This is a genomic window from Labilibaculum manganireducens (assembly GCF_002843385.1).
Lineage (GTDB): Bacteria > Bacteroidota > Bacteroidia > Bacteroidales > Marinifilaceae > Labilibaculum > Labilibaculum manganireducens.
In genome coordinates this window covers 155,121-180,778 of record NZ_MVDE01000006.1, presented here as the reverse complement: position 1 = coordinate 180,778, position 25,658 = coordinate 155,121, and the positions used below count along the sequence as shown (strand labels likewise).

At 38.4% G+C, this 25,658-nt stretch carries 20 protein-coding genes; all 20 read right to left on the bottom strand.

The window, feature by feature from the left end; translation table 11 throughout:
* Positions 1-75: 75 nt before the first annotated feature.
* Positions 76-822, bottom strand: coding sequence for a WecB/TagA/CpsF family glycosyltransferase (locus tag BZG01_RS06295; RefSeq protein ID WP_101308978.1), 747 nt, complete (start codon positions 820-822; stop codon positions 76-78).
* On the bottom strand, positions 785-1,987 hold the full coding sequence (locus tag BZG01_RS06290; RefSeq protein ID WP_101308977.1) for a delta-aminolevulinic acid dehydratase: 1,203 nt from the start codon (positions 1,985-1,987) through the stop codon (positions 785-787). Before BZG01_RS06290 ends, BZG01_RS06295 begins: the two co-directional genes overlap by 38 nt.
* Positions 1,988-2,223: 236 nt before the next feature.
* Positions 2,224-3,309: a polysaccharide deacetylase family protein gene (locus BZG01_RS06285; protein ID WP_143470847.1), complete on the bottom strand. Its 1,086-nt coding sequence runs from the start codon at positions 3,307-3,309 to the stop codon at positions 2,224-2,226.
* Between the two features lie 363 nt (positions 3,310-3,672).
* Entirely contained in the window at positions 3,673-4,773 is a 1,101-nt protein-coding gene (locus BZG01_RS06275; RefSeq protein ID WP_101308974.1) for a hypothetical protein, read from the bottom strand.
* On the bottom strand, positions 4,770-6,041 hold the full coding sequence (locus BZG01_RS06270; protein ID WP_101308973.1) for a phenylacetate--CoA ligase family protein: 1,272 nt from the start codon (positions 6,039-6,041) through the stop codon (positions 4,770-4,772). Before BZG01_RS06270 ends, BZG01_RS06275 begins: the two co-directional genes overlap by 4 nt.
* A gap of 12 nt (positions 6,042-6,053) precedes the next feature.
* The gene (locus tag BZG01_RS06265; RefSeq protein WP_101308972.1) at positions 6,054-7,373 is read right to left on the bottom strand and encodes a phenylacetate--CoA ligase family protein; all 1,320 of its coding nucleotides are present in this window, start codon (positions 7,371-7,373) and stop codon (positions 6,054-6,056) included.
* Positions 7,330-8,412 carry a glycosyltransferase family 4 protein gene (locus BZG01_RS06260; protein WP_101308971.1) on the bottom strand — a complete coding sequence of 361 codons (1,083 nt, stop codon included), beginning with the start codon at positions 8,410-8,412 and terminating at the stop codon, positions 7,330-7,332. The genes BZG01_RS06265 and BZG01_RS06260 overlap by 44 nt, the downstream gene beginning before the upstream one ends.
* A gap of 45 nt (positions 8,413-8,457) precedes the next feature.
* Positions 8,458-9,393, bottom strand: a complete 936-nt coding sequence (locus BZG01_RS06255; RefSeq protein ID WP_101308970.1) for a polysaccharide deacetylase family protein — start codon at positions 9,391-9,393, stop codon at positions 8,458-8,460.
* Positions 9,380-10,462, bottom strand: coding sequence for a GNAT family N-acetyltransferase (locus BZG01_RS06250; protein WP_101308969.1), 1,083 nt, complete (start codon positions 10,460-10,462; stop codon positions 9,380-9,382). Before BZG01_RS06250 ends, BZG01_RS06255 begins: the two co-directional genes overlap by 14 nt.
* 151 nt (positions 10,463-10,613) lie before the next feature.
* Complete coding sequence (locus BZG01_RS06245; RefSeq protein WP_101308968.1) at positions 10,614-11,687, bottom strand: GNAT family N-acetyltransferase; 1,074 nt, start codon at positions 11,685-11,687, stop codon at positions 10,614-10,616.
* 3 nt (positions 11,688-11,690) lie between these two features.
* Positions 11,691-12,950, bottom strand: coding sequence for an O-antigen ligase family protein (locus BZG01_RS06240; protein ID WP_101308967.1), 1,260 nt, complete (start codon positions 12,948-12,950; stop codon positions 11,691-11,693).
* Between the two features lie 181 nt (positions 12,951-13,131).
* Positions 13,132-14,094, bottom strand: coding sequence for a glycosyltransferase (locus BZG01_RS06235; RefSeq protein ID WP_101308966.1), 963 nt, complete (start codon positions 14,092-14,094; stop codon positions 13,132-13,134).
* Between the two features lie 27 nt (positions 14,095-14,121).
* Positions 14,122-15,072, bottom strand: coding sequence for an aspartate aminotransferase family protein (locus BZG01_RS06230; protein WP_101308965.1), 951 nt, complete (start codon positions 15,070-15,072; stop codon positions 14,122-14,124).
* Position 15,073: 1 nt separating this feature from the next.
* Positions 15,074-16,321, bottom strand: coding sequence for an ATP-grasp domain-containing protein (locus BZG01_RS06225; RefSeq protein WP_101308964.1), 1,248 nt, complete (start codon positions 16,319-16,321; stop codon positions 15,074-15,076).
* 4 nt (positions 16,322-16,325) lie between these two features.
* Positions 16,326-17,495, bottom strand: a complete 1,170-nt coding sequence (locus BZG01_RS06220; RefSeq protein WP_101308963.1) for a DegT/DnrJ/EryC1/StrS family aminotransferase — start codon at positions 17,493-17,495, stop codon at positions 16,326-16,328.
* Complete coding sequence (locus tag BZG01_RS06215; RefSeq protein WP_101308962.1) at positions 17,474-18,934, bottom strand: MOP flippase family protein; 1,461 nt, start codon at positions 18,932-18,934, stop codon at positions 17,474-17,476. Before BZG01_RS06215 ends, BZG01_RS06220 begins: the two co-directional genes overlap by 22 nt.
* A 12-nt stretch (positions 18,935-18,946) precedes the next feature.
* Positions 18,947-20,182 carry a non-hydrolyzing UDP-N-acetylglucosamine 2-epimerase gene (gene wecB / locus BZG01_RS06210; protein ID WP_245870282.1) on the bottom strand — a complete coding sequence of 412 codons (1,236 nt, stop codon included), beginning with the start codon at positions 20,180-20,182 and terminating at the stop codon, positions 18,947-18,949.
* A gap of 314 nt (positions 20,183-20,496) precedes the next feature.
* Positions 20,497-21,771, bottom strand: coding sequence for a UDP-N-acetyl-D-mannosamine dehydrogenase (gene wecC / locus BZG01_RS06205; RefSeq protein WP_101308961.1), 1,275 nt, complete (start codon positions 21,769-21,771; stop codon positions 20,497-20,499).
* Between the two features lie 16 nt (positions 21,772-21,787).
* Positions 21,788-22,315, bottom strand: a complete 528-nt coding sequence (locus tag BZG01_RS06200) for a UpxY family transcription antiterminator (RefSeq protein ID WP_101308960.1) — start codon at positions 22,313-22,315, stop codon at positions 21,788-21,790.
* 815 nt (positions 22,316-23,130) lie between these two features.
* On the bottom strand, positions 23,131-25,395 hold the full coding sequence (locus BZG01_RS06190; RefSeq protein WP_101308958.1) for an NADP-dependent malic enzyme: 2,265 nt from the start codon (positions 25,393-25,395) through the stop codon (positions 23,131-23,133).
* Positions 25,396-25,658 lie beyond the last annotated feature (263 nt).

Here is a 25,658-nt window from a genome sequence, read left to right as displayed (position 1 = left end):
GGCTGTCTGTATTCTGAGTTGAGTATTTTTTATTATAGAGATGCACACTTGCTTCTGTAAAAATGAAGTGTGGGTTTATCTGAAAAATTTTTGAATTCGTTCTTTAAATATGTAGTAGAGAAACAGAGAATTGGTTGTTAAGTATCTTTTCCACATTCGGCCGGGCTCCTGCAAAAAACGGTAAAACCATTCCAAACCTGAGTTTTGCATCCAAAGTGGTGCTCTTTTTACTTTTCCGGCTACTACATCAAACGAACCGCCAACGCCCATAATAAAGGGCACTTTTAGCTGATCTTTGTAGGTATTCAGAAAAATCTCCTTGGTTGGAGAACTTATGGCTACAAATAAAATGTCTGCATTCGATGCTGCAATTTGTTCTGCAATATCTGCTTCCTGATCATGGTTAAAATACCCATTTCGGAAACCGGCAATTATTTCTTCTCCAAAAACAGATGTGTATTTTCGAACCACTTCGGATACCACTTCTTCTTTGCCACCGAAGAAAAAGATCCTGTATTTTTTTTTAGCAGCCAAAATAACGAGTTCCTGCATCAAATCAACTCCGGAAACTCTTTCCGGCAAAGGTTCTCCCAATAACCCCGCGGCCCAAACAACAGCCATTCCGTCCGCATTAATAATATCGCTTGCTACTACCGATTTATATAACTCGGTATCGGTTTGCATGTGCACCAGTTTGGCCGCATTTACCACAATGTGTTGAATTGGCTTTTTATCCCGGATCGAATCGTCGATCAGATGAAGAGTTTCCTTCATCGTCAACACGTCAACCGGCGAGTTCATTATCGTAATTCTCTTTCTCATATTCCGGTATTTTTATGGTTTCAACTAAATAGTTTGATAAGGACAAAAACATCCAGGCTTGTGCCCATCGGATATAAGGAATCTTATTTTTTCCGCGTTTCCCTAACTGAAAATAGAAATACCCGGATTGATCCTGAAGATTGCTGATTGTCCATTTTAAAACCCGACCGACCAATTCCCTGTTCTCTTCGAACACGTTTAAACTGCTTAGTGTAATTGGCAATTGAGCCGGACAATGTATGTCAATCGGATAAACCGAATTGTTGTAATATTTTGGTGTTCCGTCATCAGCGAAAAAATTGGCCAGGTAATAATCCAATCCCAATTTAATTTGCCGGTCGAAGGAAGAATCCTTACTATATCTGCGATAATCGGATAAAGCTTCGAGATTAAATCCGGTATGAAAATTATCAATCCAGCGATGATAAGGCAAAGTGCCATACGACCAGGATCCATCGGAGTTTTGGTGCTTGATGCAATACCTTACCGATTGCTTTGCACAATTCAAAACTTCCTCCTCTTGTGTATAATGATAGATTCTCGACAGCATCCGGCTTCCTAAAAGAGAAGCATTAAAAACCTGAGTTTGATCCAATGGAGAATAGGAAAAACAGAAATCCCCGTTTCCGTCGTAGGTTCGGTTTAAATCCTTCAAAATAAAATCCTTGATTCGTATGGCTGTCTCCAACAACTTTTCATCTCCCAATATTTCGTAGGCGTCCAGCAATGCACAGCCTGCATAAGTGGTAACAACTACCGATGGTGTGCCTTTGGGTTGAAAAAAGGCTCTTGCCTGCCAATCGAAATTGTATCCCCAACAGGAGCCCGACCAGCCTTTCGATTGCATTTTCAATAATTTTTCGCTCAGAAAATGAATCCGGGATCTTACCTCCTGTGTTCGATCAAATCGATAAAGTTTACAATATCCACTAAGAAATAAACCAAGACCTTTTGGATTGTAATCCTTCTCAACTCTGGTAAGACCCCGGAAATTTATTGGACTTTTTTTAAATGCCTGAATCCAAATCAATCGCATTAACCTGCTGTTTTTCACAAAAGGAATGGACTGAAAAAATTTGGAATTCAGGCCATCGTATGGGTCCCAGCCTTTGTATTCCTGACTTTCGATATAATTTCGAAGATTTTCGAAACTTGTTTTATACATGTTTTTTAAACGATAGATGGTTAGATAAAAAAGGCTGTTAACTAAAGATTAGCGTCTGATCATGCTTAAAAATTGATTTAGCCTGTCAGGGTGCGAAGTTCCAGCCTTAACTCCAACAGGTCTGCGACTCTGTTGGGTTCTCTACTTACAATACCCCAAACACCTAAAGGGGCTTACAAAAAATAAACAAGCATTAGTTGCAGATCAAAGTCCCCTTTAGGGGATTTAGGAGTCTTCTAAACTGTCTCTTGATTAATTTTTACAAGTAATCCGCTTAAAGTATGGAATGCAATTTCCCTTTTCCCTGCTTGTTTGGCCAAATAAAGCAAGGCATCCGGATAGTAGAAATCCTTTGGATGTCCGACCAAAACAAAGGGATGAAACAGCATTGCTGAATGTTTCTGAAGCCTGATTGCCGCTTTTAAAAAGTTTCTCATTTTTCCTTTCGAGAACAAACAAAAATCCCAGGTTAAGGCCTCTTCCTGAAGCAAAAACTGAACAGTCTCCCATTTTGATTTCTTTGCGCTGTTGTTTTTAAATTTCTCTATGGAATTGGCTTTGTTCTGCATTGCAGATTTTATTCGTACTGCATCGTATTTTAGAATTCGTCTTCGCTTTTGAGCAAAAATTGGCAATTCCAAAAATCCACTGCCAATGCCGTTTGAACTCATCAAAGAATTATTGGATGCATACCAGTAAGCTTTGGTTTCTGAAATATCCGAATAATCGTAGCGAGATAAATTGCCTTCCGCTTTTCCACCATAATAAACCGAACTATCTGCAATAAAGGAATGCTGTTTAAGAAACTTCAGCAATCGTTCCGATGGATCGATATTGTATCCTCCTGCCCGAAGTATGTTGCACTTGTACTCCGGATTTACAGCTTCCAGAATGGACTCTAAAGTCTCTTTGCCTTTTCGGATTAACTCCGACAATCCCATGCTAATGGTTTCATCCGGCTGATCGGGCACCTCCGGCAACCTCCAGTAATCCAGATTCAGCAGCCATTCCCCTTTTTCATATTTTGCATCAATCCATTGCGGATGCAGGTGCAATTGTACATCGTGACCCAATTGATAAGCTCGCTGTATTTGCTCTTTCATGGCTGTAGCAGGATTCGACGAATAGCCCATTGTAATTCCACTCTCGTAAGCTTCCTTCAGCTTCCAGTATTCTACCACTTCAAAAAATATAGTCAGCTTGATGTTGTGCTGTTCGCAAATACTCAACATTCTATTGGTTGGTTCAATAATGTGCTGAAACACATTACCGCGACCAGAACCAAAAAGTTCGTAGTCGAGCGTTAGGCAGAGAGACATCATGAGATTTTAATGATATTAGTGGTTAGATATTATTTTTAAGGAGGATTGCTTTTAGTACTCAAAATGGACTCTGCAAACGCAGAATGAGCTCTGCAAGCTCAAAATGGACTCTGCAACACGCAGAATGAGCTCTGCAAGCCAAAAATGGACTCTGCAACACGTAAAATGAGCTCTGCAAGCCAAAAATGGACTCTGCAACACGCAGAATGAGCTTTGCAACACTCAAAATGAGCTCTGTAACAGTCAAAATGAACTCTGCAACATTCAAAATGGACTCTGCAACATTCAAAATGAGCTCTGCAACACTCAAAATTGATTATGTACTGGTTATTCTCGGATTTGTTCAGGTCTACTCAATGAACTTTAACGTTTCACCTGTCGGAAAAACGGTTTCAAATCACCTATATCCCACACATCAAAGGTTCTGCTGCTGAAGTTGAACAGGACTGAGAACATGTGCAATATCTTTCCCGGGTTTTTGGCAATTAAAACCATGTCGCGCAGAACATTCATCCATTGAACCTGTTTGGAATTCTTTTGATTGCTGACACACTCGCCTAAAATATAGGGGATCAAATCAGGATATTTCAGTTTCATGATCCGGATAAAACCAAATGGCCGGGGGTTTACCTCCAAGAGATATGGTTCGCCGTTAAAAATTTTAAATTCAACATCTAAAAAACCGGTAAATAATGTTTTGCCAATTAATTGAATGGATTTTTCTTCTATAATTTCGGCAAATTCGCCACGATATTCTTCCACCACCGAAGAGACTCCCGAACGATAATGCCGGACTTCATTCACACAAATTCCTGCCACTAAATTTCCCCGATCGAAATAAGCACCATAGGAAAAATTATTTTGCAAATCTGCTCCCAAAAACTCCTGCATTACCAACGATTGCTTCTCCCGATCGATAAGAGTTTGATTGAGATTTTTTAGATCTTTTATATTTTGCACCAAACAGGTTTTAAAGGCTGGCTTTTCATACAAATAGATATCCTGATTCCACTTTACAATTTGCGGAAATGTAAAACTCTTGTAATCGGTATCGTGATTCAATTGACTTAGAAGAACTGATTTTGGATATTTACAATCAATCTCCTCAGCCAATTGATAGGTATTTAGTTTGTTCAAAAAAATAGATAAAGCCTCTTTATCTTTAGGTACAACATTAAAAAGAGTGAAAAACCCGGGAAAATTCTTCATCAGAAAAGACAGGTAAAAACCACTCGCAACAATACAATCCTGCATGCTGTTTTTGGAAGCCAAACCCGTTAATTTATGAATCAAATCCTCTTCTGTATCAACAATTAATTTTATGCCGTAACGGGAATACATGGCAATTTCGTTTTTGCGCCCCAGTATAGTAACCAAATATCCTATCCGACTATATTCCCTCAACAAGAATAAAGCTTGTGGCCCTGCACCAACAATCACAATCTGCTTCTGAATCAGGCTCATTTTTTTTCAATTTGAGATACAACTAAATTAAACTTCCCTCTGTTGCTTCTAATCAATCCCTTTGTTTCAATTTTTTCAAATTTGATTCTGCAATCATTACCCAATAAAGCTTTTAAATTTTGTTCCAATTGTGTGTTGTCTAATTTTGTAAACCCTTTATCAGGAATCAGATTTACAGTTATTTCTCCCACGGTATTTTGAATTATCTGAGCGGCTAAAAGCTGATTTATTTTCTTAAAAGCCAAATCCAATCGTCCAATTCGCTGACCATCTTTTAAAATCACATAATCATCATCGCGACCTTCTATTTTTTGAACCACACAGGTTCCGTTACTTGTGGGGGCCAATTGAATCATATCATCTACCTTATAACGAATTAAAGGAAATGCACTGTTGATAAATCCGGTTGTTATTAAATGATTGTCGGCAAATTCGGTATGAGAATACAATGGAAATTCGTGATAATAAGAATCATTAAACTGCCCAAAAGCAACTGTTTGTTCTGCATTGCCATACCAATCGAATATTTTAGTATTGAAAACTTTCTCTACTATTTCTCTTTGAAAATCGTGTAATACCTCCGAAGAGGTAAATGCAAGCGGAATGTTTAATTCCAAATTGGCTTTGTACAACTCTGTGGCCAATATGTGCATAGAACTGGGATAAGCTTTTATTACTTTAGGTTGAAAATCAGTAATCATTTTATGAATCCTGCCAATTTCATCTGCCCCCAAATGAAAGCTGGAGATGTACAAAACATTATTGCTTTTATCGAAATAAGAAACTGTATTCCGATCCAGTACACCTCGAAGAGAAACAACAGGATCACCCAAATGATAACCGTGCATTTGCTGGAAAAAATGTCCGTATGCATACTCTTTTATTGTTGATGAAAAATCCCTGTATACCTGAAGAGGTGTTCCTGTTGTACCACTCGAATAGGCTTTAAAAACCATTAACCTTGATTTGGTTAAAATATCGGCACTGTTTTTTTTAACAATCGATTTATTGATGATTGGTAATTTATTTACATCCGATAAATTTTTAACCGAATAAATAGTTAATCCATGAGACTGATACAGATTTTTATAGAATTTTGAATTCTCAAAAGCATTCCGAAATTGTTTTACAAACTCCTTCTCTTTTAAATCCAGTAATTTCTGTTCCGAACAAGTGCTCAAATCAACAATCTTTTTGAGCTCTTTTTCGAACCCGCTTCCAAACTTAATTTTATAAGCAATCAAATCTTTGATTAATCGATAAGTCATATTCGATATGGTTTAAGTCTCCTGCATAATTTCTCTGATCACCTGATTTCCCTTCTGAGAACTGAGGTTTGAAACCATCAAATTATACTTCCCTGATACTGTTCGAATGATTTGGTCTTCGCCGATTTCTTTGTAATGAATCTTACAATCAGCACCCAAAAGCTGAGTTAAATTCTTAATGAGGTTCGCTTTATTCGTCTCCGTATAATTATCATCGGGAATGATATTCAAATTGATTTCACCTGCCACATTCTGAACGATTTGTGCTCCCAGAATGTTCTTTACATTGCTAAAATTAAAGGCATGATCCAACAGGCCGATTTGCTGCCCGTTTTTCAACAACACATACTGATTGTCCCGTCCTAAAATTCGGCTGGTACAACAACGAATGCAGCTGCTGCCGCACTTCAGTTTTATCACATCATCAATTTTGTAACGAATCAACGGAAAAGACTTATTAATAAAACCCGTGGTAATAATGCACTTTTCCTGCACCTCAATATGGGCATACAAAGGAATATCCTGATACAAACCTTCCTTCACCTGTCCCAAAGAAATCGTCTGCTCGGAATTCCCATACCAGTCGAAAATTTGTGTGTGCAGAATCTTTTCAATAATACTTCGTTGAAAATCGTGCAGCACTTCGGAAGAAGTAAAAGCCAGCGGAATCTGTAAATCGAGTCCTGCTTTGTACAGTTCTACCGAAAGAATCTGCAGAGAGGATGGATATGCCTTTACTACCTTGGGTCCGAAATCTTTAATTAACCGGTAATACTTCTTAATATTTTTTTCATTCAGATTATAGCTCGACAAGTGAAGGGTATTTAATGAACGATCGTATCTGGAAATTTCACTTTGATCTAAATCTCCTTTGATAGAAATCACTTTATCACCCAACTGATACCCGTGCATACTTTGAAAATAGTATCCGTAAGAATATTCTTTACAAACCGATTGATAATCGCGGTACAGCTTTAATGGCGATCCGGTTGTTCCGCTGGTATAAGCGGTATAAACAAACAATTTATTACAGGTCAGCAAATCATCCACCCTATGGCGTATATCTTCTTTTGTGATGATTGGAATCAATTTTGCATCATCGGTTGACTGGATTGAATTCAAGTGCAATCCGTGCTCCTGATAAAGCTTATTATAAAATTTAGAATTGGTAAATGCATTTTGATATTGCTTTACAAATTCCTGATTTTTCAGTTCTAATAATTGAGATTCGCTAATTGAGTATAAGTCGGCTATCCGCTGTAATTCCTTCGAAAACCGGTAACCAAACTTAATTTTGCTCAATAAGTAATCCCTTACTGCTCTGTAGTTCATGGTAAATTGAAAATAGAGTTTTTAAAACGCTTTGTGGATAGAAGTCAACACTTCCTTTTGCCGACCTTTCAGAGTAAATCTGTATCAAATTATGATTGTTTAGTAAATTTAAAATGGCTTTTTTTATCCCTTCCTCATTTCCGGCATCCACTAAAATGCCATTCTTGTATTTGTAAATTAAATCAGGAATACCTCCGGCATTACTTGATATGATTGGAAGCGAATAACTCATTGCTTCCAAAATAGATAAGGGCAATCCTTCCTTGTAGGAAGGCAAAATAAAAATGTGCGATGAGCGCATCAACTGATCTTTTTTCTCTGCATCTACCCAACCTTCAAATTGTACCAGATTCTCTAATTTCCATCTCGAAATATATTTCGTTAGCCGGGCCACTTCTCCATTACCGGCAATCTTTAAGCATAGTCTCCCCTCAAAATTGGTTCTGTTTTTCGAAATGGTTTTTAATAAATCAAATATTCCCTTATTGTCACCAATTAAGCCCAAAAAGAGAAACTGAAGTTTGCCATTCAACACTATTTTATTGGGTTCGGCCGGAGGAATAATCATGTTGTTTAAAATCACAATCCGCTTCGGATGAAACGCGCTGGAAAAGAAATGCTTCCATTTTTCAGTCAGGCAAAAAACAACATCTGCAGATTGAATTACGTAACGAATTCTCTTTTGTATAAATACCGGTGATTCCAAATAAAAATCGCGAAACCCACCTCCGTGGATATGATAGATCAGTTTCTTGTTAAACAGCCTGTGAACAATCGAGAACAGAATGTATTTGCGGTAAAAACTGCCTTTCGATGCTCCGTGAATATGAATAATTTTAATGTCTGAATCGTTTAAAAGGCGAAGTATCAATTCAATTACACAAGCAGGAAACCAAATACTATTCAACACTTTTGAGTTGAATCGGTGAGTAACAATCAGCTTAAATGGTTTGATGTGTTTCGAATAATTATTTACACACAAGCCGATTCCACCTTTACTTTTTGTATTTCCCGGAGCAATAAATAATACTTCTTTCATTAGAAATGTAATATGAAGTTTATAAGGTGAAAAACAGTTTCATTTTCAAGAATACTGATCTATGATTTGAACACTGACTTTCCTGTTTTCTGATTTTAATTTCAATTGCAAAGGCTGAATGTACTGATGCCACAAACCCAACATGCGTGCAATGTTCTCGTACTTCCCTCCTTTTGTATTGATAGAAATTCTGGGGAGTTCGTACATTCCATTATTTTCCCGGCTAAGATTTGGACTTGTAGTAAAAGCCATTTTATAGCCGTTCTTTTTTAAGAATTCAAAATCTCTTTCATCGTAATCGCCGTTTGGATATGCGAATGAATTAATTTCCGTTTTCAACCAGCTCTCTAAAATCTTTTTCGATTCGGAATACTCAAATGCCAGTTCCTCATCGCTGCATTGAATACCAATTGGATGATGATAGGTATGCGATCCGATGGTTACAAGCGGATGCTTGTGCAAATATTCCAGTTCTTTCAGATTTACAGCCGATCTCTTTAAAATTCGTTCAGCAGCAGCATTTCGAACATATTCCATTCGCTGACTGTTTTTCATCCTTTTTAAATCATCTGCACCACTTATTTCGGGATGCTTACTTTTTAAATAAGGAACATATTCCCACCAATAATTTCCCGACACAACCGGTTTAACGGGTGTAAAAATTGAAATTGGAATTTGATATTTCTCAATAACAGGAATCAACTTTAAGTTCCCTTTCCAGGCATCATCAAACGAAACAAAGGCTTTCCTTTCCTTCAACTCATCTCTGCCAAGCGCAAAATCATACAATTCTTTCTCACTGATAAAATGAAAATTATGAGCTTTTAAAAACTGAATTATTCCTTGAAACAAGAAAGGGGACGGGTTGTGAAAATAGATGGACAAAACATGTTTATCGAACTTCTTCAATCCATAACTTTTAAAAAGTAAAAGCAGAACCCAACCCAAAATATCTCCAAGTATTTTCTTAAATCCTTCCATTGCCGTTTATATTTTGAAGATTTTTAATTACTTGCTGATCTTCCTTTTTTAACCTGTATTTAAAGTAAGGCAATGCAAGTAAGGATTTTAAGCGAAGTTTATAATCGAAACACATATAATAGCGGTCAATCTGATTGGTAAATTGAAATTTATAGCTGTCCAGTCCCATACCAAAAGAGATCTTCTGCTTGCCGTCTTTAAAACTATTCTGAATAATTGAATCAACACAATGGATTCCTACTCCATAACTTCGGTAATCTCTGTCAAAAGCTGCATCTATACCTATTCTTTCCCCATTACAATCAATATAAGTACCATAAGCTACAGCATGCTTGTTCAATTTTAGGAAAACAACCTGAGAAGGGAATAATTTATACATCTGCAATTGAAATGCTTCTTTTTTTATATCAGCATATAAAAAACTTTTCCCGTCAATTTTTTTCGTTTTCGCAATTCTTCTAATTTCGGCTAAACTCTCTTCGTTTATTGTATTGAAACTGATTTCGGACTCAAAACCATCCTTTTTAATTTTTCGAAGTTTTTTTCGTAAATCCGAATGAAATCTACGTGTATAAACCTGTGAAGAAAACTCTTCATAATTCTGATAATCCGACACCTGAACAAAAGGAGCTCCCGCATAATGAAACATTCGGAATTTTTTATTTAAAACAGATGTTTTAGGCAGGTATCTCAAAAACAGAAAATGGAAATGAATATTCTTTTTAATCCAGAAAATTAACTCCTCGGTAAAATTATGATCCAAGGATCCAACAGCAATAATATCATTTCCCATGCTACACCACTGCTGATCTAAGAACTCAACAAATGTAAGCTTTAGACATTTACAATAAATCCGCTGCAATTTTACAAGAGGAACAATTGCTGCCAGTTTACCATTGCAATAAGCGGAAATAATATAAGGTCGTTTCTTGTAACCCAATACATTGTTTTCAACGTTTTTAAAAATTGAGAACCAATTGGAAATCCAGTTGGAGTCACAACTTAAAAAATCTCCGTGATAATCAATTTCCTTCAGTTCTTTCAGTGAAATAAATTGAAAATTATACATGCTTTTAAGAATTAAATCTGATCGGTTTTTTACGATATATTTTTGGAAAGGAAAAATGCAGGTTCAAGTACTTTTCTTTCTGCAACCTCCGTGGTTTTTTTATAACAAGATCATCTTAAATTCACCTTCGTCACTAGCTTTGGCTTACTGATTATTTACCTTCAGCCAGCAAAAGTTTCTCCGTCACCATTTGATCTTCCTTTTTTAACCGATACAAAAAGTAAGGCAATGCAAGTAAGGATCTTAAGCGAAGTTTATAATCAAAACACATATAATAGCGATCAATTTGATCGGTAAATTGAAATTTATAAGTGTCTAATCCCATACCAAACGACATTTTCAGCTTTTTTTCACTAAAACTATTCTTTATAACCGCATCTAAGCAATGAATTCCTGCACCATATTTTCGGTAATCCCGATCAAAGGCGCCATCAATCCCAATTCTTTCTCCATTCCAATCGATACATGTTGCATAAGCTACCACTTGCTGATTAAACCTGACAAACACGACCTGCGAAGGAAATTTTTCATACATTTTTAAATGAAACTGTTCTTTTTCAGCATCTTCGTACAAAAAACTTTTCCCATCAACTTCTTTCGATTTCGCAATTCGTCTAATTTCCGATAAACTCTTATCATTTATTTTCTCATAACTTAGCTCGAACTCAAAACCATCCTTTTTAATTTTTCGAAAAGTTCTGCCCAAATCTTCGCGAAATTTTCTTGCATATACCGCATCCGAGAACTCCTCATAACTGCTGTATTTATCTACACGAACAAAAGGCGCACCAGCGTAATGAAACAACCGGTACTTGTTGGCCAAAACCGATGATTCGGGCAAGTATTTAAAAAAGATGAAGTGAAATTTTATATTGGTTTTTATCCACGAAATCAATTCAGATGAAAAGCATTCTTCCAGATCACCAAACTTTATAATATCATTGCCGAGGCAGGACCACTGCTGTCCCATAAATTCTAAAAATTCAATTTTCACCACTTTAAAATAAGTCCGGTATAATTTCACAAGCGGAACTACAGCAACAAGCTGATCATCTTTATAAGCAGCTATAATGCAGGCCTTTTTATTGTATCCAAGAACATTGTTTTCAACTTTTTCGAAAACAGAAAACCAATTGTAAATCCAGTTGAACTGATTACTTGGGAAATCCCCTGTATAACCAATCTCCTTGAGATCATTTAAAGTGATAAAGCGAAAATGATACATGTTTTAAATTGTAGTTGAGTGAGTCATCGAATCGGACGATGCGAGCCGATGTTTTATTTCAATGTAACGGTTAATCCTATCTTCTATCAATGAAATTCCTATGAACAGAGAAAGAAACAGATCCAATAAAAAGTAATTTGCCTGCTGGGTTACCAAACAGGAAATAAACATGAAAAAGATTGCTGCAGTCAATTGATTGTAACTGCTTTTTGCAGGAGCAATTTCTCTGAAAATGGCATAGAGAAAAACCAAATAAAGCAGGAAACCCAGTATTCCGTTATCGACTAAAGTTTGAACAAAACCATTGTGTGCAAAGAGTGGCATTCCATCCTTTTTCTCATACCTGTTTTGTGATTCCTGCATGCCCATTCCCACTAAATAGGTAACAAAATTACTTTCGTACAAATTTTCCAAATATACCGTGGCAATCTGCAATCGCCCGGAACCTACTGTTTCGTAAGCCGGTTTATCTTCCTGCCCGGCCCGGTCGTCCGTCACTCTGCGGCGGAAACCTTCGTTGGTTTGATACAACACAACAAGACCCGCAAATAAAAGAACACTAAGAGCCAATATTTTTCCTGCTTCTTTAAAAGTAATTTTTCGTACAAAAAGAATGCTGACTCCAAACACAAACATGAGCCATCCGGTTCGTGTGTAGGTTTTGAAAAGAAAGAATACTCCTAACACTAAAAGTGGCCCCAATACTAAATTCAGCAGCATACCGCCTCTTTTTTTAACGATAAACTCAAGAATTACAATGCAGGCGATGGATAATAAAGCCGAGGTATAATGCGGCGCTCCCAATATGCCAACCAAACCATCCAAAGAGGAGTCCTCCATCCAAAGCATGGTTTTACTTACCGGAGCCGAAAAAACACCCAAATAGTAAGGAATATTTGAAACAATAAGAAAGCTGGCCAGATAAACCGGCAGCATCCGTAATTTCTTCAGGTTTTCGACACTGTTGATATTCAAATAAATCCAATGAACCACCAAGGGTATGGTTAGGTATTTAGAGAAATTGATAATGGAGTCAACCGGATAATCGAAAAAAGAGGTATTCACCAGATTCTTAATCGCGAAAAGATAGCCGAGAATCAAAAAATTGAAATGGACTTTTTGCCCCAGAACACCAACAAATAGAAAAATAAGTAAAGGCAATTTCCAAATGTAAGCCATTTCCTGACCGCCAATTGTATAACTCTTTAAAAAAAGAGCAATAAAAAAAGCCAGCATCCAAAATCCTGTTTCAATGTACTTCATATTTATATCAGCGAATTAACAAATTCCATAATATCCAGCTAATTTTGCACGCAAAATACTTGAGATCTGAAAAGCAGCACCACCAAGTATTAACAACCTCTTTCCTTGCAAACACATATCACCCTTATTTTTTAACTATCTAGCATCACAATATTTACCAGTCACAGAGGTTTAAATTGCCCTAAGCTATAATCTTAAGTTTCTTTCTGGATGTATACAAAAAACAAAAAATAGAATCGAACATTTTGTATCTGGAAAGTATTCGGTACAAATACTCATTCCCTTTGGCTTTTTCCTTAAAATAGGTACTGCACTCCTCCCTTAAATCCTCTTTTTTTAAGAAAATAGCATATTTCAAAAGTTCCCTATGATAAATATTTGATATATAAGGCAGTAAATGCTCACGATTAAATTTCCCGATGTAATATTTTTTAATAAGATATCTGTCTTTAAAAAAACGATAATCTCCATTCCAATCTAATTTATGGGTCACCGAATCGTCGTGAATCCGATAAGTAATGGTATCGTCTTTCATGTAATGAACTTTTGTTGCGGCGGCTGTTTCAATCCATAACGGATAATCCCCCATTTTCCATTTTTCATCAACAATTTTCTTCCCGATATTAATTTGTTGAAGCAAATCATTTTTCATGCACACTGTTGCCGTTGCAATGTGATTTCCCTTTAATACATCGTCTAAAACATTGCCCGTCGGTAACATTTCCCCGCCCCGAAGACTCTTTATTATTTTGCCGTCTTTAACACACGAAAGATTGGTGTGCACCATTCCGTAATCAGGATTGGCTTCTAAAAAATCAACCTGCTTTTGCAGTTTATGCGGATCGGTCCAAAAATCATCACCTTCACAAAAAGCAACATATTTCCCTTTGCAGGCAAGGTCAGTTCTATGATCATTTGCAGCTGCGCCCACATTTTTTTCATCGGTGATGATCCGGATTACATCAGGATATTTGTCCGCATATTCCTGAACAATTTTCATTGTACCGTCTGTACTGCAATCCTCACCAATAATGTATTCAAACGGGAAATTGGTTTTCTGCATCATAATTCCTTCAATGCACTGCGCAATAAACTTTTCATGATTGTAGGTAATCGTTTTTATACTAACAAAAGGGGTCGTCATATTTTATGAATTTATTGAATGTTTTTTTTATAACACAGCCAGTAATACTTTACAAATCCGCTCCATATCTTCTCTGTTGTATCTCTGATCGACAGGAAGAGGAAGTATGTATTTTGCCAGCTTGTAATCCAAACTATCTGCCGGACATTCCTCCAACACATTTGGCCAATAGCAGGCTGTAAATATTTTATTTTGAAGTAATTCCTTTCTCACATTTTCATTTTCCACATACAACGGATAAACCATTGGGCCATTTACGAGCAAATCGGAGAAATCGAATTGATTGACACCGGACAGTTGCTGATGCAGATACCGAAAGTTTTCTTCTCTGATTTGTTTTACTTCGGAATAATCAATGTGACTTAAAAGAGACTTGCTTAGCTCCGACATCTGCAGAATCGGCTGCTCCGACAGCTTTAAACTATTCTCCTGAAAATCGGAATAGCCGCTTTCTGCACCCAATTCCAAACGCTTTAGCAAATGTGACATTCTATCCCACGAATAATCCATTTTCAATTCTTCCTCCAAAACCAAATTGCTTGACAGATAAGCTCCATCGGGAACACCAAAAAACTTACGGGCCGAATAAAATGTTCCCAAAGCCGATGTTTTATCTGAAAAGAATGCCTGCGAATTGTCAACAATCAGATTCTCGATCTGATGACTCAACTGCTCAAGCACAGCATCTTTAATTCCGAAGTAGTTGATGTAAAGCACAACCTCATCCTTCTTTGGTGAAAAATCTAAAACAGGATTTAAATTCTGATCGACGCGATAATACTCAAACTCGATATTGAGTTTTTTTATGGGTTCCAAAAGCACTTTACATGAAAATCGCGGCAGATATATTTTTTTGAAATTACCCGCCCTAAGTAAATATTCGAGACAATTTCTGCCGGTATTCAAGTGCAGCAGATCTGGGTAATATCCCGGTCCGCCAACTACTTCCAACTCAAAATAGCCACCAATTGCTTTCATCTTAAATTGCTAACCGATTTGTATTCGCATTGTTCACAAAAATTATTTCTTCCGATTCGAGTTTAATCTGAATGTATTTTTCGCTGTTGTTTATCTTTTCATACATCTCATCCCCCGACGAAAATTGCAGTAAAAGAACACCAATGGTTGCATTCGATCCTTGAAAGGATATCACCGAATCACCGGTGTTTTTAAAAATGTGCTTCTCCAAAATATTTTCGGTTAAATCCGGAGATATAGTTATTTCTTTTAACAGACCATCCCGATCGCTGTGCAAAACATAGTAAGCAAAAAAGCCTTTTTTGTGAATATGATCAACAATAACTTTCTTTCCCATGGCTGCTTCAATAGTCGCATTCACCATATTAAATCCGCTTGCATACTGCTCCAGCTGAGGAACCAAATTTCCTCCGTTGCGAGGACCGGCTTCCATTAAAAAAATTCGGTCTTCCTCATCAATTCTAACTTCAATATTAAAGGCTCCCTGCTTGATAGCAAGAAGATCGAATAAGCGCTGCAATTCCAGTTCAATCCGGCTCAAAACAGCTGCGGAATGTATCGATGGCAATGTTGTAGAGTAAGGAACAAATGGATTTACTTTTTCATCGAAATGGTGATCGCCCAAATAACAAAAACATATTTTCCCCCCGCACACAAATACATCACCATGAATCTGCGGTCCTTTCTTAACAAGAAACTCCTCCATCACAATCCTTTTGGTTCTTGAAAAACTCATCGCATATTCAAAAGCACTTACCAGCTCCCCCGCCGAACGAATCTTTCGAACCCCCTTACTTCCCGATGAATCAACAGGTTTTACCATCAATGGAAATGAAAAATCATCTATTTCAAGCAAAGCATCTGCCAGGCTTTCAAATCCTTTCGATTTTGGCAGATTAAATCCATTCTTTTGAAGAAAATTCCTAAACAAATCTTTCTCTGCCAAAATTTTCACCGATTGGTATGAATTCCCCGGCAGATCCATTTTTTCGGATACATATGCGGCAGTTGGTGCCGCAGGATCCGAAGCATAGGCCACAATACCATCTATCTCCAGTTTTTTAGCCAATTCGAGCACCAGTTCTTTATCCGTAGTGCTAATGTTGTAATATTCATCGGCATATTGATGCCCGGGATTTTCAGGCGCAAAATCACAGGTAATTGCGTGATAGCCCAACTTCTTTGCAGAAAGAACAGAAGGCACCTGAAAATAAGAACCCCCAAGTAGTAATATCTTCTTCTTATTCATAGCTTTACTCTATTTTTCTTTTAATTTGACTCAATATCTTCACAGGAATTTCTCTGCTCTCAACCCGCGCCATCCCTTTAAGAACAGACACAACAGTATCAACTACTTCATCGGGTAAATCAGGATACAAGGGAAGACAAATTACCTGTCGTGATATCTCGTAAGCAATATCCAAACCTTTTGCTGACGGCAATCCCCGGTATGTTGAAAATTCACTGATTAAAGGGTAAAAATACCGCCGGCCGTAAATGTTGTGCTTTTTCAGTTCTTCATATACATCATCTCTCGATCTGCCGAACTCCAATTCGTCAATAAAAACAGGAAAATAGGAATAGTTGTAATCAACATCCACCGGATTTTCGAGGTAACGTACCCCATCTATATCTTTCAAGCCATCGCGGTATTTTTCAGTAATGTGCTGTCTGCCGTCAATTGCCGAATCGAAATATTTTAATTGCAGAATACCGTAAGCGGCCTGCAATTCGTTCATTTTAGCATTAATACCAGGAGCAACAACGGTTGTTTCATCAGCAATGCCAAAATTTTTCAAATAATCAATTCGCTTTTTTGTTTTCAAATCATGACAGATGATTGCTCCCCCTTCGATGGTATTGAAAACTTTGGTGGCATGAAAACTGAGAATGGATAAATCGCCGTAATTCAGAACACTGGATCCTTTGTATTTCACGCCAAAAGCATGAGCGGCATCATAAATTACCCGCAAGCCATATCGGTCGGCCAAATTCTGAATCTCATCAACATCACACGGATTTCCATATACGTGAACAGGCAATATTGCGGTTGTTTCAGGAGTAATTGCGGCCTCAATCAATTTAGCATCCAAATTGCAGTAATCAGCTTCAATATCAACAAAAACAGGTTTTATTCCATTCCACCATAAAGAGTGGGTTGTGGCTACAAAACTGAATGGTGTAGTAATTACTTCTCCTTTTATTTTCAGACACTGCAAGGCTGCCATTAAGGCCAGCGTTCCGTTCGAAAATAAGGATACGTAAGGTACTCCAAGAAAAACGGCCAGTTGTTTTTCAAATTCCTGATGGTATTTGCCATTATTTGTCAACCACCTGCTGTCCCAGATATCCTCCAACAAAGGGATAAATTCATTTAGTGGCGGCAATTGCGGCCGGGTAACTAATATTTTATGTTTTTCCATCTTCTTAGGGGTATTACTTCTTTTAAAATCAGTAATCCATCGGTCAAAGCTTCTTGTTTTGTTGCTATTGCCAACAGTAAATAAGATCCGATACCTACAAGTATCTGGTAAGAGAGAGAAAGAATTTCATTATTGATCAACCAACCTGTCATCATAAAAGCAACCATTAAAAGACTGATTAAAAAGGTTTGACTAATGTCGTTAAGTTGATTGGGTATGGTATAGGCAATCAATTTTCCTGTAAAAAAAGCATTGATAAAAAAGCTTATGAAAGAGGTACAGATCTGGCCGATCACCAAGCCCATTATTCCCCAATTCAATCCGATAATAATTGCAAGTATCACAATCGATTTTTTAACAATTTCGAGGTACAAGAATAAATCAGAACGGCCTTTTACCTTTAAAATATTCAAATTAGAAGCGTGCAAAGTGTAGATCATTCCTGCAATACACAACAACTGAAAATAAGGTACCGACGGCAGCCATTTTGCACCTAAAATTAAGACCAGAAGTGGTTTGGCGACCACAGCCAGTCCCAGCATCAGAGGGAAATTAATAAAGACCAAAAGCTTAATCAGTTTTCTGAATCCTTGTTTCAACTTTTCGTTATCGTCCTGAATTTTCGAAAAAGCCGGAAAGGTTACATTTCCCACCACCTGTGCCAATGTAGTAACCGGAACCTGCTGCAGTTTTTTTGCCTGCGTGTAAAAACCCAAAGCTGATGCTGAAAACATTCGTCCGATTACCATTAAGTAAATGTTCTCGAAAGTTTGACTGATAATGCCGGACAGCAGCAGTTTAGAACCAAAACGAAACAGCTGTTTAAAAGATTGAATGGAAAAAATAAATGAGGGCCGCCACGAACTTTTTATCCAAAACAAAACAGTTCTAAAAAAATAGATGCCAATAATTTGACCTGCAAGCGCCCAAACACCAAAATTGAGTAAAGCCATTCCTATTCCTACAAAAGCCGATAAAAAATTGGCAATTACCACTACCTGAGCAATGGATTTAAAATTCATTTCAATTTTAAACTTCACCAAATGAATTAAGCCAAAAGAGTTTACTGCCAAAACAAGACAAACAACCCTCGTTAAATCTATCAGCAAAGGCTGATGAAAAAAGTCGGCAATATAAGGAGCTGCAGCAAATAACAGGAAGTAGAGTACAAAACCTATTGCGATGTTAAAATAAAAAACCGTTGAATAATCGGTCTGATTCACATCCTTTTTCTGGATGAGTGCATTATCGAATCCACTATCGATAAATGCCTGGGAAACTCCAATAAAGATGGCCAGCATCCCTATCAAACCAAAATCTTCCGGCTCCAGCAGTCTGGCAAGTATAACCTGAGAAATCAGAAGAATGAACTGGCTTCCAAATTTTTCAAGGAAACTCCAGAATACTCCTTTAATGGTTTGACTCTTTAATTCGGACATTTATAAATGTAGTTAAGCAACAATTTTTTCCCGAACTGCAATCGCTTTTTTCAATTCCTGTACTATTCTGATACACGCATTTCCATCGCCGTAAGGATTGCTGGCGGTTGACATTTTTCGGTAAATGGCATCCTCCTCGAAAAGCATTTCCACCGCTTCAATAATCCGGGAAGAATCCGTACCAACCAATTTTACTGTTCCGGCCGACAAGGCCTCAGGACGCTCGGTTGTATCTCTCATCACCAAAACAGGTTTCCCCAAAAACGGAGCTTCTTCCTGTATTCCTCCCGAATCAGTTAAAATCAGGTAAGAAAGATCCATCATGTAAACAAATGGCAAATAGTCAATCGGATCAATCAGGAAAATGTTTTTCGCACCGGCCTCCCCGTTCACCGGATTCTTACCCAAAATTTCGTAAACCGGTTTCTGCACATTCGGATTCAAATGAACCGGATACACAAAATCGACATCAGGATATTTCGCCGCTAAAAATTTAATCGATTCGCAGATATTTAAAAATCCCTTCCCGAAATTCTCCCGGCGATGTCCGGTTATCAAAACCATTTTTCGTGCACGGTATACCCAGTCGGCCACTAAACTGGTAGGAATTCCTTTGGCCTGCAGCACATTAATTATATTCATTACCACCCGCGACGAACGGTGAATTTTGGTTAGGGTCAGCTGCAAAGCATCGATAACGGTATTGCCGGTAACAACAATTCTGCTTTTGCTGATTCCTTCATCCATCAGGTTTTTTTGAGCCATAATGGTAGGTGCAAAATGCCATTGTGCCAATCTTCCGGTAATTTGACGATTGCCCTCTTCGGGCCATGGCGAATACAAATTATTGGTTCGTAAACCTGCTTCGATATGCGCAACAGCTATTTGCTGATAGTAAGCGGCCAAAGCTGTTGTCGAAGATGTGGATGTATCGCCGTGCACCAATACCAAATCGGGACTGGCTTCTTTCAGCACATCGCGCATTCCAATAAGCACCCGGCTGGTAATGTCATATAAATCCTGACCGGACTTCATGATTTCAAGATCGTAGTCGGGTTGAATATCAAACAAATCAAGTACCTGATCGAGCATTTCGCGATGTTGGCCGGTTACGCAAACAATCGTCTCAAAATCATCGGGATACTTCTGAAATTCTTTTACTAGCGGCGCCATTTTTATGGCTTCGGGGCGGGTTCCAAAAACCAATAACACCCTGTATTTTCCATTCCCGTTCATAATTCGGTTCATTTAAAAGTGAATAATTTTTACTGTTCCGCTCCTAAAAATGTGGTTGTCCTTGAGCGGTACATTGGTAAGTAGTACTTAGTAGATAGTACTTAGTAGATAGTACTTAGTAGATAGTACTTAGTAGATAGTACTTAGTAGATAGTACTTAGTAGATAGTACTCAGTAGATAGTACTCAGTAGATAGTAAACAGTAGATAGTAAACAGTACTAGTAACCGGTAATGACAACTGGTAATTGATAATCAGCAGCTGATAAACAGCACAGTAGAAGTTGTATATTAAAAAGACCTGCTGCTAATTACTGAGTACTTATTCCTATTTATTGACTGATCTCTTTACAGCTGATTCAACACGCACGGCTTCGAGATCTTCTGTTTGCTTGTTGGTTACTCCACAAAAATCCAAAACCAATTTATTCTTTGATTTCGGTAAAGAATAAAATTCTCTGTGTGCAACCAAATAAACAACCATATCTGCAGCATCAAAAGCATTTTTATAATCAGAGAGTTCAAATTCAGGATGTGAATCAATATTTGGTTCAACAAGCAGGATTCCGTTCTGTTCGGATCCGATTACTTTTTGCGCAATGTATTTGGCAGGCGATTCGCGCAAATCATCAATATTTGGCTTAAATGCCATTCCCATTAAAGCAATTTTTGGTTCGTATCCATGTTTCAGCTGAAACTGCAGACTGGCATTCTTAATTTTCTCAACACACCAAAAAGCCTTGTAATTATTTATTTCTCTGGCTTTTCCAATGATCTGACTTTCCAGGGGATACTCCGAAACAATAAAGTAAGGATCAACTGCAATGCAGTGCCCTCCTACTCCGCAGCCGGGAGTTAAAATAGTAACCCGCGGATGCCTGTTCGCCAACTCAATCAACTCCCAAACATCAATACCTGCCTTATCGCAAATAATTGAAAGTTCGTTGGCAAAAGCAATTTGTACATCGCGGGATGAATTCTCAACCAATTTGCACATTTCAGCAGTTTTTGAATTGGTCCGGTGCAATTCTCCGGTCACAAATTTTTGAAAGAATTCACAGGCCCGTTCCGTCGATTCTTCATCAATACCACCAATTACCCGGTCGTTGTGTTCCAATTCATAAATAATATTGCCGGGCAATACCCGTTCCGGACAATAAGCAATAAAAATTGTTCCTTCCAGATCCGGACGTTTTGAATAAATCAAATCTCTTACCTTCCCGGTTGTCCCTACCGGAGATGTTGATTCAATTATGAACAAATCCCCCGCCTTCAGTAAAGGAATAACAGCATTGCCTGCAGCAAGCACATAGGAAATATCCGGCTCATGATTTCCTTTAAAAGGAGTAGGTACAGCAATAGTATACACATCGGCTTCCACGGGCTGCAGGTGAGCGCTTAAATAACCATCCTCCACCACTCTTTTTACCAAAACATCCAAATCGGGCTCAACAATAATAATCCGGCCTTCGTTCACGGCCTCAACTACCTTTGGGTTTACATCCACTCCATGAACTCTCATACCGCTGTTCGCAATAAGAGCAGCCGTAGGCAGGCCAATATACCCCATACCTATTGTGGTAACTATTTCCATTTTATTCATAAGATTTACTGAAATTTTAGTGCGTGACTGGTTGAACTTGTTTAATGGTATCCAGACTAATATCTGTATAAACACAAGTTCCTAAAGAATCGAAGCGGATAACAATCCGATTCTTCCCCTTTATTTGTGTGATTTCGCCTTGAATGCCTTTTAGAGGGCCTGCAACAACTTCAACCAACTCTCCTTTTTCCAGATGATCTGAACAAAGATCAACCTTGCGGTTTTTATCTTCTAAAAAAAGTCGAAGTGCTTCAATTTGTTGTTCGGGTATAGGCACAGCTTTGCCACCGAAAGTTACATACCTCACTGCAAAAACAGAGTTAATTACATTGTAGTATTCTCTTTCGCTGACTTTCACAAATAAATAGGACCGAAGAAGGGGTTCTTCCACCCATTTCGTACGGTCACTCCATTGTCGAAGCTCTTTTTGTAAAGGAAGGTAGCACTCGATATCTTTCGAGCACAATTCTTGATGGAGCCTCTTTTCAGCCCGCGACCGGGTATAGATCGCATGCCAAAAGTAAGGTCTTTTGATGGCTTGCATGGTGGTTGAGTTAAGGTTGACAAGTGAATAAGGTCTGCAGGAAAATAGACGATAGTTGGTTGAAGACTATATGTATCTACTCTCGTGGAGGAGCGGTTGGTTTCTATCTGATAGGGCACAGCTTCGCTTCCTCGGTCACAGAAAGATGTTGTACCGTTATCTTTTTACATCTAATCATTCATCGAAAAGTAAAACTTTCGAAAAACAATGGTTTTGTTCGTCAAAGAAAATCAGACTGCTTTTTTTCTTCAATGCCATTCGCATATTCTTTGAACGGTAAATAAAATTTCGGGAGATTTTTGCTAAGGAACAAATTTGAAGGTTCTTTACTTAGACAGAATCTAAACAATTTTGGTAAGGGGAGACTATTATCTGACTAATGCATCTTTTTTACTGATATTCAATGGATAAGGAAAATTAAACAAGCCTGCTTTGTTTATCTTATTTTAATATCCAATTTTCGCATTCCGATAGAATCCTGTATTGGTAATCTTAAACAAAGCGATTTCAGTCGCTTCCCTACATGGATTGAATGAAGAAAAAAAAAGTTATTTATCGACCATTCATCTAACAAATGAATCAATTAATGGAAAAAGCTTCAGCGAAAATCATAAAATATTCAACTGAAGCTTCGCACTTATTTTGCATCTAGTTACTTGCAGTACTTGCCACTTGCAACTTGTTACTTGCCACTTGTTACTTGTTACTTGTTACTTGTTACTTGTTACTTGTTACTTGTTACTTGTCACTTGCAACTTGTCACTTGCCACTTGTCACTTGTCACTTGTCACTTGCAACTTATTACTTGTTACTTGTCACTGTCCCTGCGCATCCACCACAGCAATGGTAACCAGATTCACCAATTCGCGAACCGAACTTTCGAGGGGAACAATATGAATTGATTTATTCATTCCCAGTAAAATTGGCCCGATTGCTTCTGCTCCACCCAACTCCTGCATAATTTTGTAAGCAATATTGCCACTGCTTAGGTTCGGAAAAATAATCGTATTTACTTTCCAGTTCCCCAACTTCGTGAACGGAAACATTTTGGTTCTGAGTTCGTTATTCAATGCAAAATTCATCTGAATATCACCATCCACAATTAAATCAGGATAATCGCGATGCAAAATTTTCACCGCCTCCTGCACCCGCACCGGACTTCCCTCACGTATCGATCCAAAATTGGAGTAGGAAACCATTGCAATTACCGGTTCGATATTGAATTTGCGAACCGCTTCGGCTGTCAGTAAAGTGGTATCGACCAAAGTTTGTGCCTCAGGCCGGGGATTCACCGTTGTGTCAGAGAAAAAGATGGGTCCCTTATTGGTCATCATCAGATACATGCCGGCAATGTGATTGATTTCGGGTTTAATACCAACGGTTTGAATTGCCGGCCGGATGGCTTCAGAATATTTCGAAGTAGATCCGCTGATAAAAGCATCGGCCTCACCCATTTCAACCATCATGGCACCAAAATAATTACGATCCGTCATTTTATCGAGAGCCTCGGAATAGGTTAAGCCCTTTCGGCTGCGTTTCTGAAACAATACCTTTGCGTACTCCTCTCTTCGGGTTCTTTCCTCTGCTCCCCGCCAATTAATAATAGGTACATTTCCCAAATCCAAATCGTTTTCCTGAATTAATTTTTCGATGTATTCCGTATTCCCCAGTAAAATAGGCTGAGCAATTCCTTCGTGCAATACGGTTTGAGCTGCTTTCAGAACCTTAAAATTAGTTCCCTCGGCAAATACCACCCGTTTCGGACTCCGCCTGGCTTTATCGGTTAAAGCCCTCATTAGTTTATTGTCGCGGCCCAAACGCTCTTCCAATTGCAGTTTATAAACCTCCCAATCGGTAATCGGAGCGTGCGCAATGCCCGAATCCATTGCCGCTTTGGCAACTGCCGGAGCAACTATTGTAAGTAATCGAGGATCGAGTGGCTTGGGGATGATGTAATCAGCACCAAAATTTAAATTCAATTTTCCGTAAGCAATGTTCACCATATCGGGTACATCCTCTTTGGCCAAACCGGCCAAAGCCCGCACGGCTGCAATCTTCATTTCCTCGTTAATGGCCGTTGCTTTTACATCCAAAGCACCGCGAAAAATAAAGGGAAAACCCAGCACATTGTTTACCTGATTGGGATGATCGGACCGGCCGGTAGCCATAATTAAATCCTTACGGGTTTCCATGGCCAAATCGTAATCAATTTCGGGATTTGGATTGGCCATGGCGAAAACAATGGGTCTGGCTGCCATCGACATAATCATTTCGGGCGTGAGCACATCGGCTACCGATAAACCCAAAAACATATCTGCGCCTACTAAGGCTTCCTTTAGTGTGTGAACATTTTTACGGGTAGCAAATTCCTTTTTAACGGCACTTAAATCGCTGCGCGATTCGTGAATTACGCCTTTGCTGTCGACCATTACAATGTTCTCTTTTTTAACGCCAAGCGAAATATACAAACGCGTGCAGGCCACTGCCGATGCCCCGGCACCGTTTACCACCAGATGAATGTCACCCGGTTTTTTGTTCTGAATTTCGGCCGCATTCAGCAATGCAGCTGCCGAAATAATGGCTGTTCCGTGCTGATCGTCGTGCATTACGGGAATTTTCAGCTCTTTTTTTAGCCGGTCCTCAATCTCGAAACACTCGGGTGCTTTTATATCCTCTAAATTAATACCTCCAAAGGTGGGCGCAATTCCCTTCACAATCTTCACAAACTCATCCACATCTTTGGTATCTACCTCAATATCGAACACATCGATATCAGCAAAAATCTTGAACAGCAATCCTTTTCCTTCCATCACCGGTTTGCCGGCCTCAGGACCAATATCGCCCAAACCCAAAACAGCCGTTCCGTTCGAGATCACCGCCACCAAATTTCCTTTCGCGGTGTACTTGTACACATCACCAGGGTTCTTCTCAATGGCCAAACAGGGTTCGGCAACCCCCGGCGAATAGGCCAGCGATAAATCCAATTGGGTGGAATGAGGTTTGGTGGGTACTACTTCAATTTTTCCGGGACGTGTGCCTTCGTGATAGCTAAGTGCATCTTCTTTGGTAAATTTAGCCATTGCTAATTTGATTTAGGAAATGAGATTGTTTGTTTACTGTGTATGAGAAGAGGACTAAAAGACGGAAGCCTTTGCAGAGATATTTTGAAAACTTCCCAACTTCACTGTCTTGCTCACCAGAGTTTTACACCCTATAATTTCCGCCAAAATTTATTTAGAAGAAAGCTAAATAGGAGCAAAACAAAACACCTCTCCCTACTCTTTACAAATATAAAACCTCATCTTGTTCTTTTACAAAATATAAAACCTCACCTGATTCTTTT

Excerpts from the sequence above, each read along its gene's own strand:
- BZG01_RS06235 (WP_101308966.1), bottom strand. The coding sequence starts at position 14,094 with ATGACGACCCCTTTTGTTAGTATAAAAACGATTACCTACAATCATGAA.
- BZG01_RS06225 (WP_101308964.1), bottom strand. The coding sequence starts at position 16,321 with ATGAATAAGAAGAAGATATTACTACTTGGGGGTTCTTATTTTCAGGTG.
- BZG01_RS06245 (WP_101308968.1), bottom strand. The coding sequence starts at position 11,687 with ATGTATCATTTTCGCTTTATCACTTTAAATGATCTCAAGGAGATTGGT.
- BZG01_RS06230 (WP_101308965.1), bottom strand. The coding sequence starts at position 15,072 with ATGAAAGCAATTGGTGGCTATTTTGAGTTGGAAGTAGTTGGCGGACCG.
- BZG01_RS06255 (WP_101308970.1), bottom strand. The coding sequence starts at position 9,393 with ATGGAAGGATTTAAGAAAATACTTGGAGATATTTTGGGTTGGGTTCTG.
- BZG01_RS06265 (WP_101308972.1), bottom strand. The coding sequence starts at position 7,373 with ATGAACTACAGAGCAGTAAGGGATTACTTATTGAGCAAAATTAAGTTT.
- BZG01_RS06190 (WP_101308958.1), bottom strand. The coding sequence starts at position 25,395 with ATGGCTAAATTTACCAAAGAAGATGCACTTAGCTATCACGAAGGCACA.
- BZG01_RS06215 (WP_101308962.1), bottom strand. The coding sequence starts at position 18,934 with ATGTCCGAATTAAAGAGTCAAACCATTAAAGGAGTATTCTGGAGTTTC.
- BZG01_RS06260 (WP_101308971.1), bottom strand. The coding sequence starts at position 8,412 with ATGAAAGAAGTATTATTTATTGCTCCGGGAAATACAAAAAGTAAAGGT.
- wecC (WP_101308961.1), bottom strand. The coding sequence starts at position 21,771 with ATGAATAAAATGGAAATAGTTACCACAATAGGTATGGGGTATATTGGC.
- BZG01_RS06290 (WP_101308977.1), bottom strand. The coding sequence starts at position 1,987 with ATGTATAAAACAAGTTTCGAAAATCTTCGAAATTATATCGAAAGTCAG.
- BZG01_RS06240 (WP_101308967.1), bottom strand. The coding sequence starts at position 12,950 with ATGAAGTACATTGAAACAGGATTTTGGATGCTGGCTTTTTTTATTGCT.
- wecB (WP_245870282.1), bottom strand. The coding sequence starts at position 20,182 with ATGAACCGAATTATGAACGGGAATGGAAAATACAGGGTGTTATTGGTT.
- BZG01_RS06250 (WP_101308969.1), bottom strand. The coding sequence starts at position 10,462 with ATGTATAATTTTCAATTTATTTCACTGAAAGAACTGAAGGAAATTGAT.
- BZG01_RS06220 (WP_101308963.1), bottom strand. The coding sequence starts at position 17,495 with ATGGAAAAACATAAAATATTAGTTACCCGGCCGCAATTGCCGCCACTA.
- BZG01_RS06270 (WP_101308973.1), bottom strand. The coding sequence starts at position 6,041 with ATGACTTATCGATTAATCAAAGATTTGATTGCTTATAAAATTAAGTTT.
- BZG01_RS06275 (WP_101308974.1), bottom strand. The coding sequence starts at position 4,773 with ATGAGCCTGATTCAGAAGCAGATTGTGATTGTTGGTGCAGGGCCACAA.
- BZG01_RS06285 (WP_143470847.1), bottom strand. The coding sequence starts at position 3,309 with ATGATGTCTCTCTGCCTAACGCTCGACTACGAACTTTTTGGTTCTGGT.
- BZG01_RS06200 (WP_101308960.1), bottom strand. The coding sequence starts at position 22,315 with ATGCAAGCCATCAAAAGACCTTACTTTTGGCATGCGATCTATACCCGG.
- BZG01_RS06295 (WP_101308978.1), bottom strand. The coding sequence starts at position 822 with ATGAGAAAGAGAATTACGATAATGAACTCGCCGGTTGACGTGTTGACG.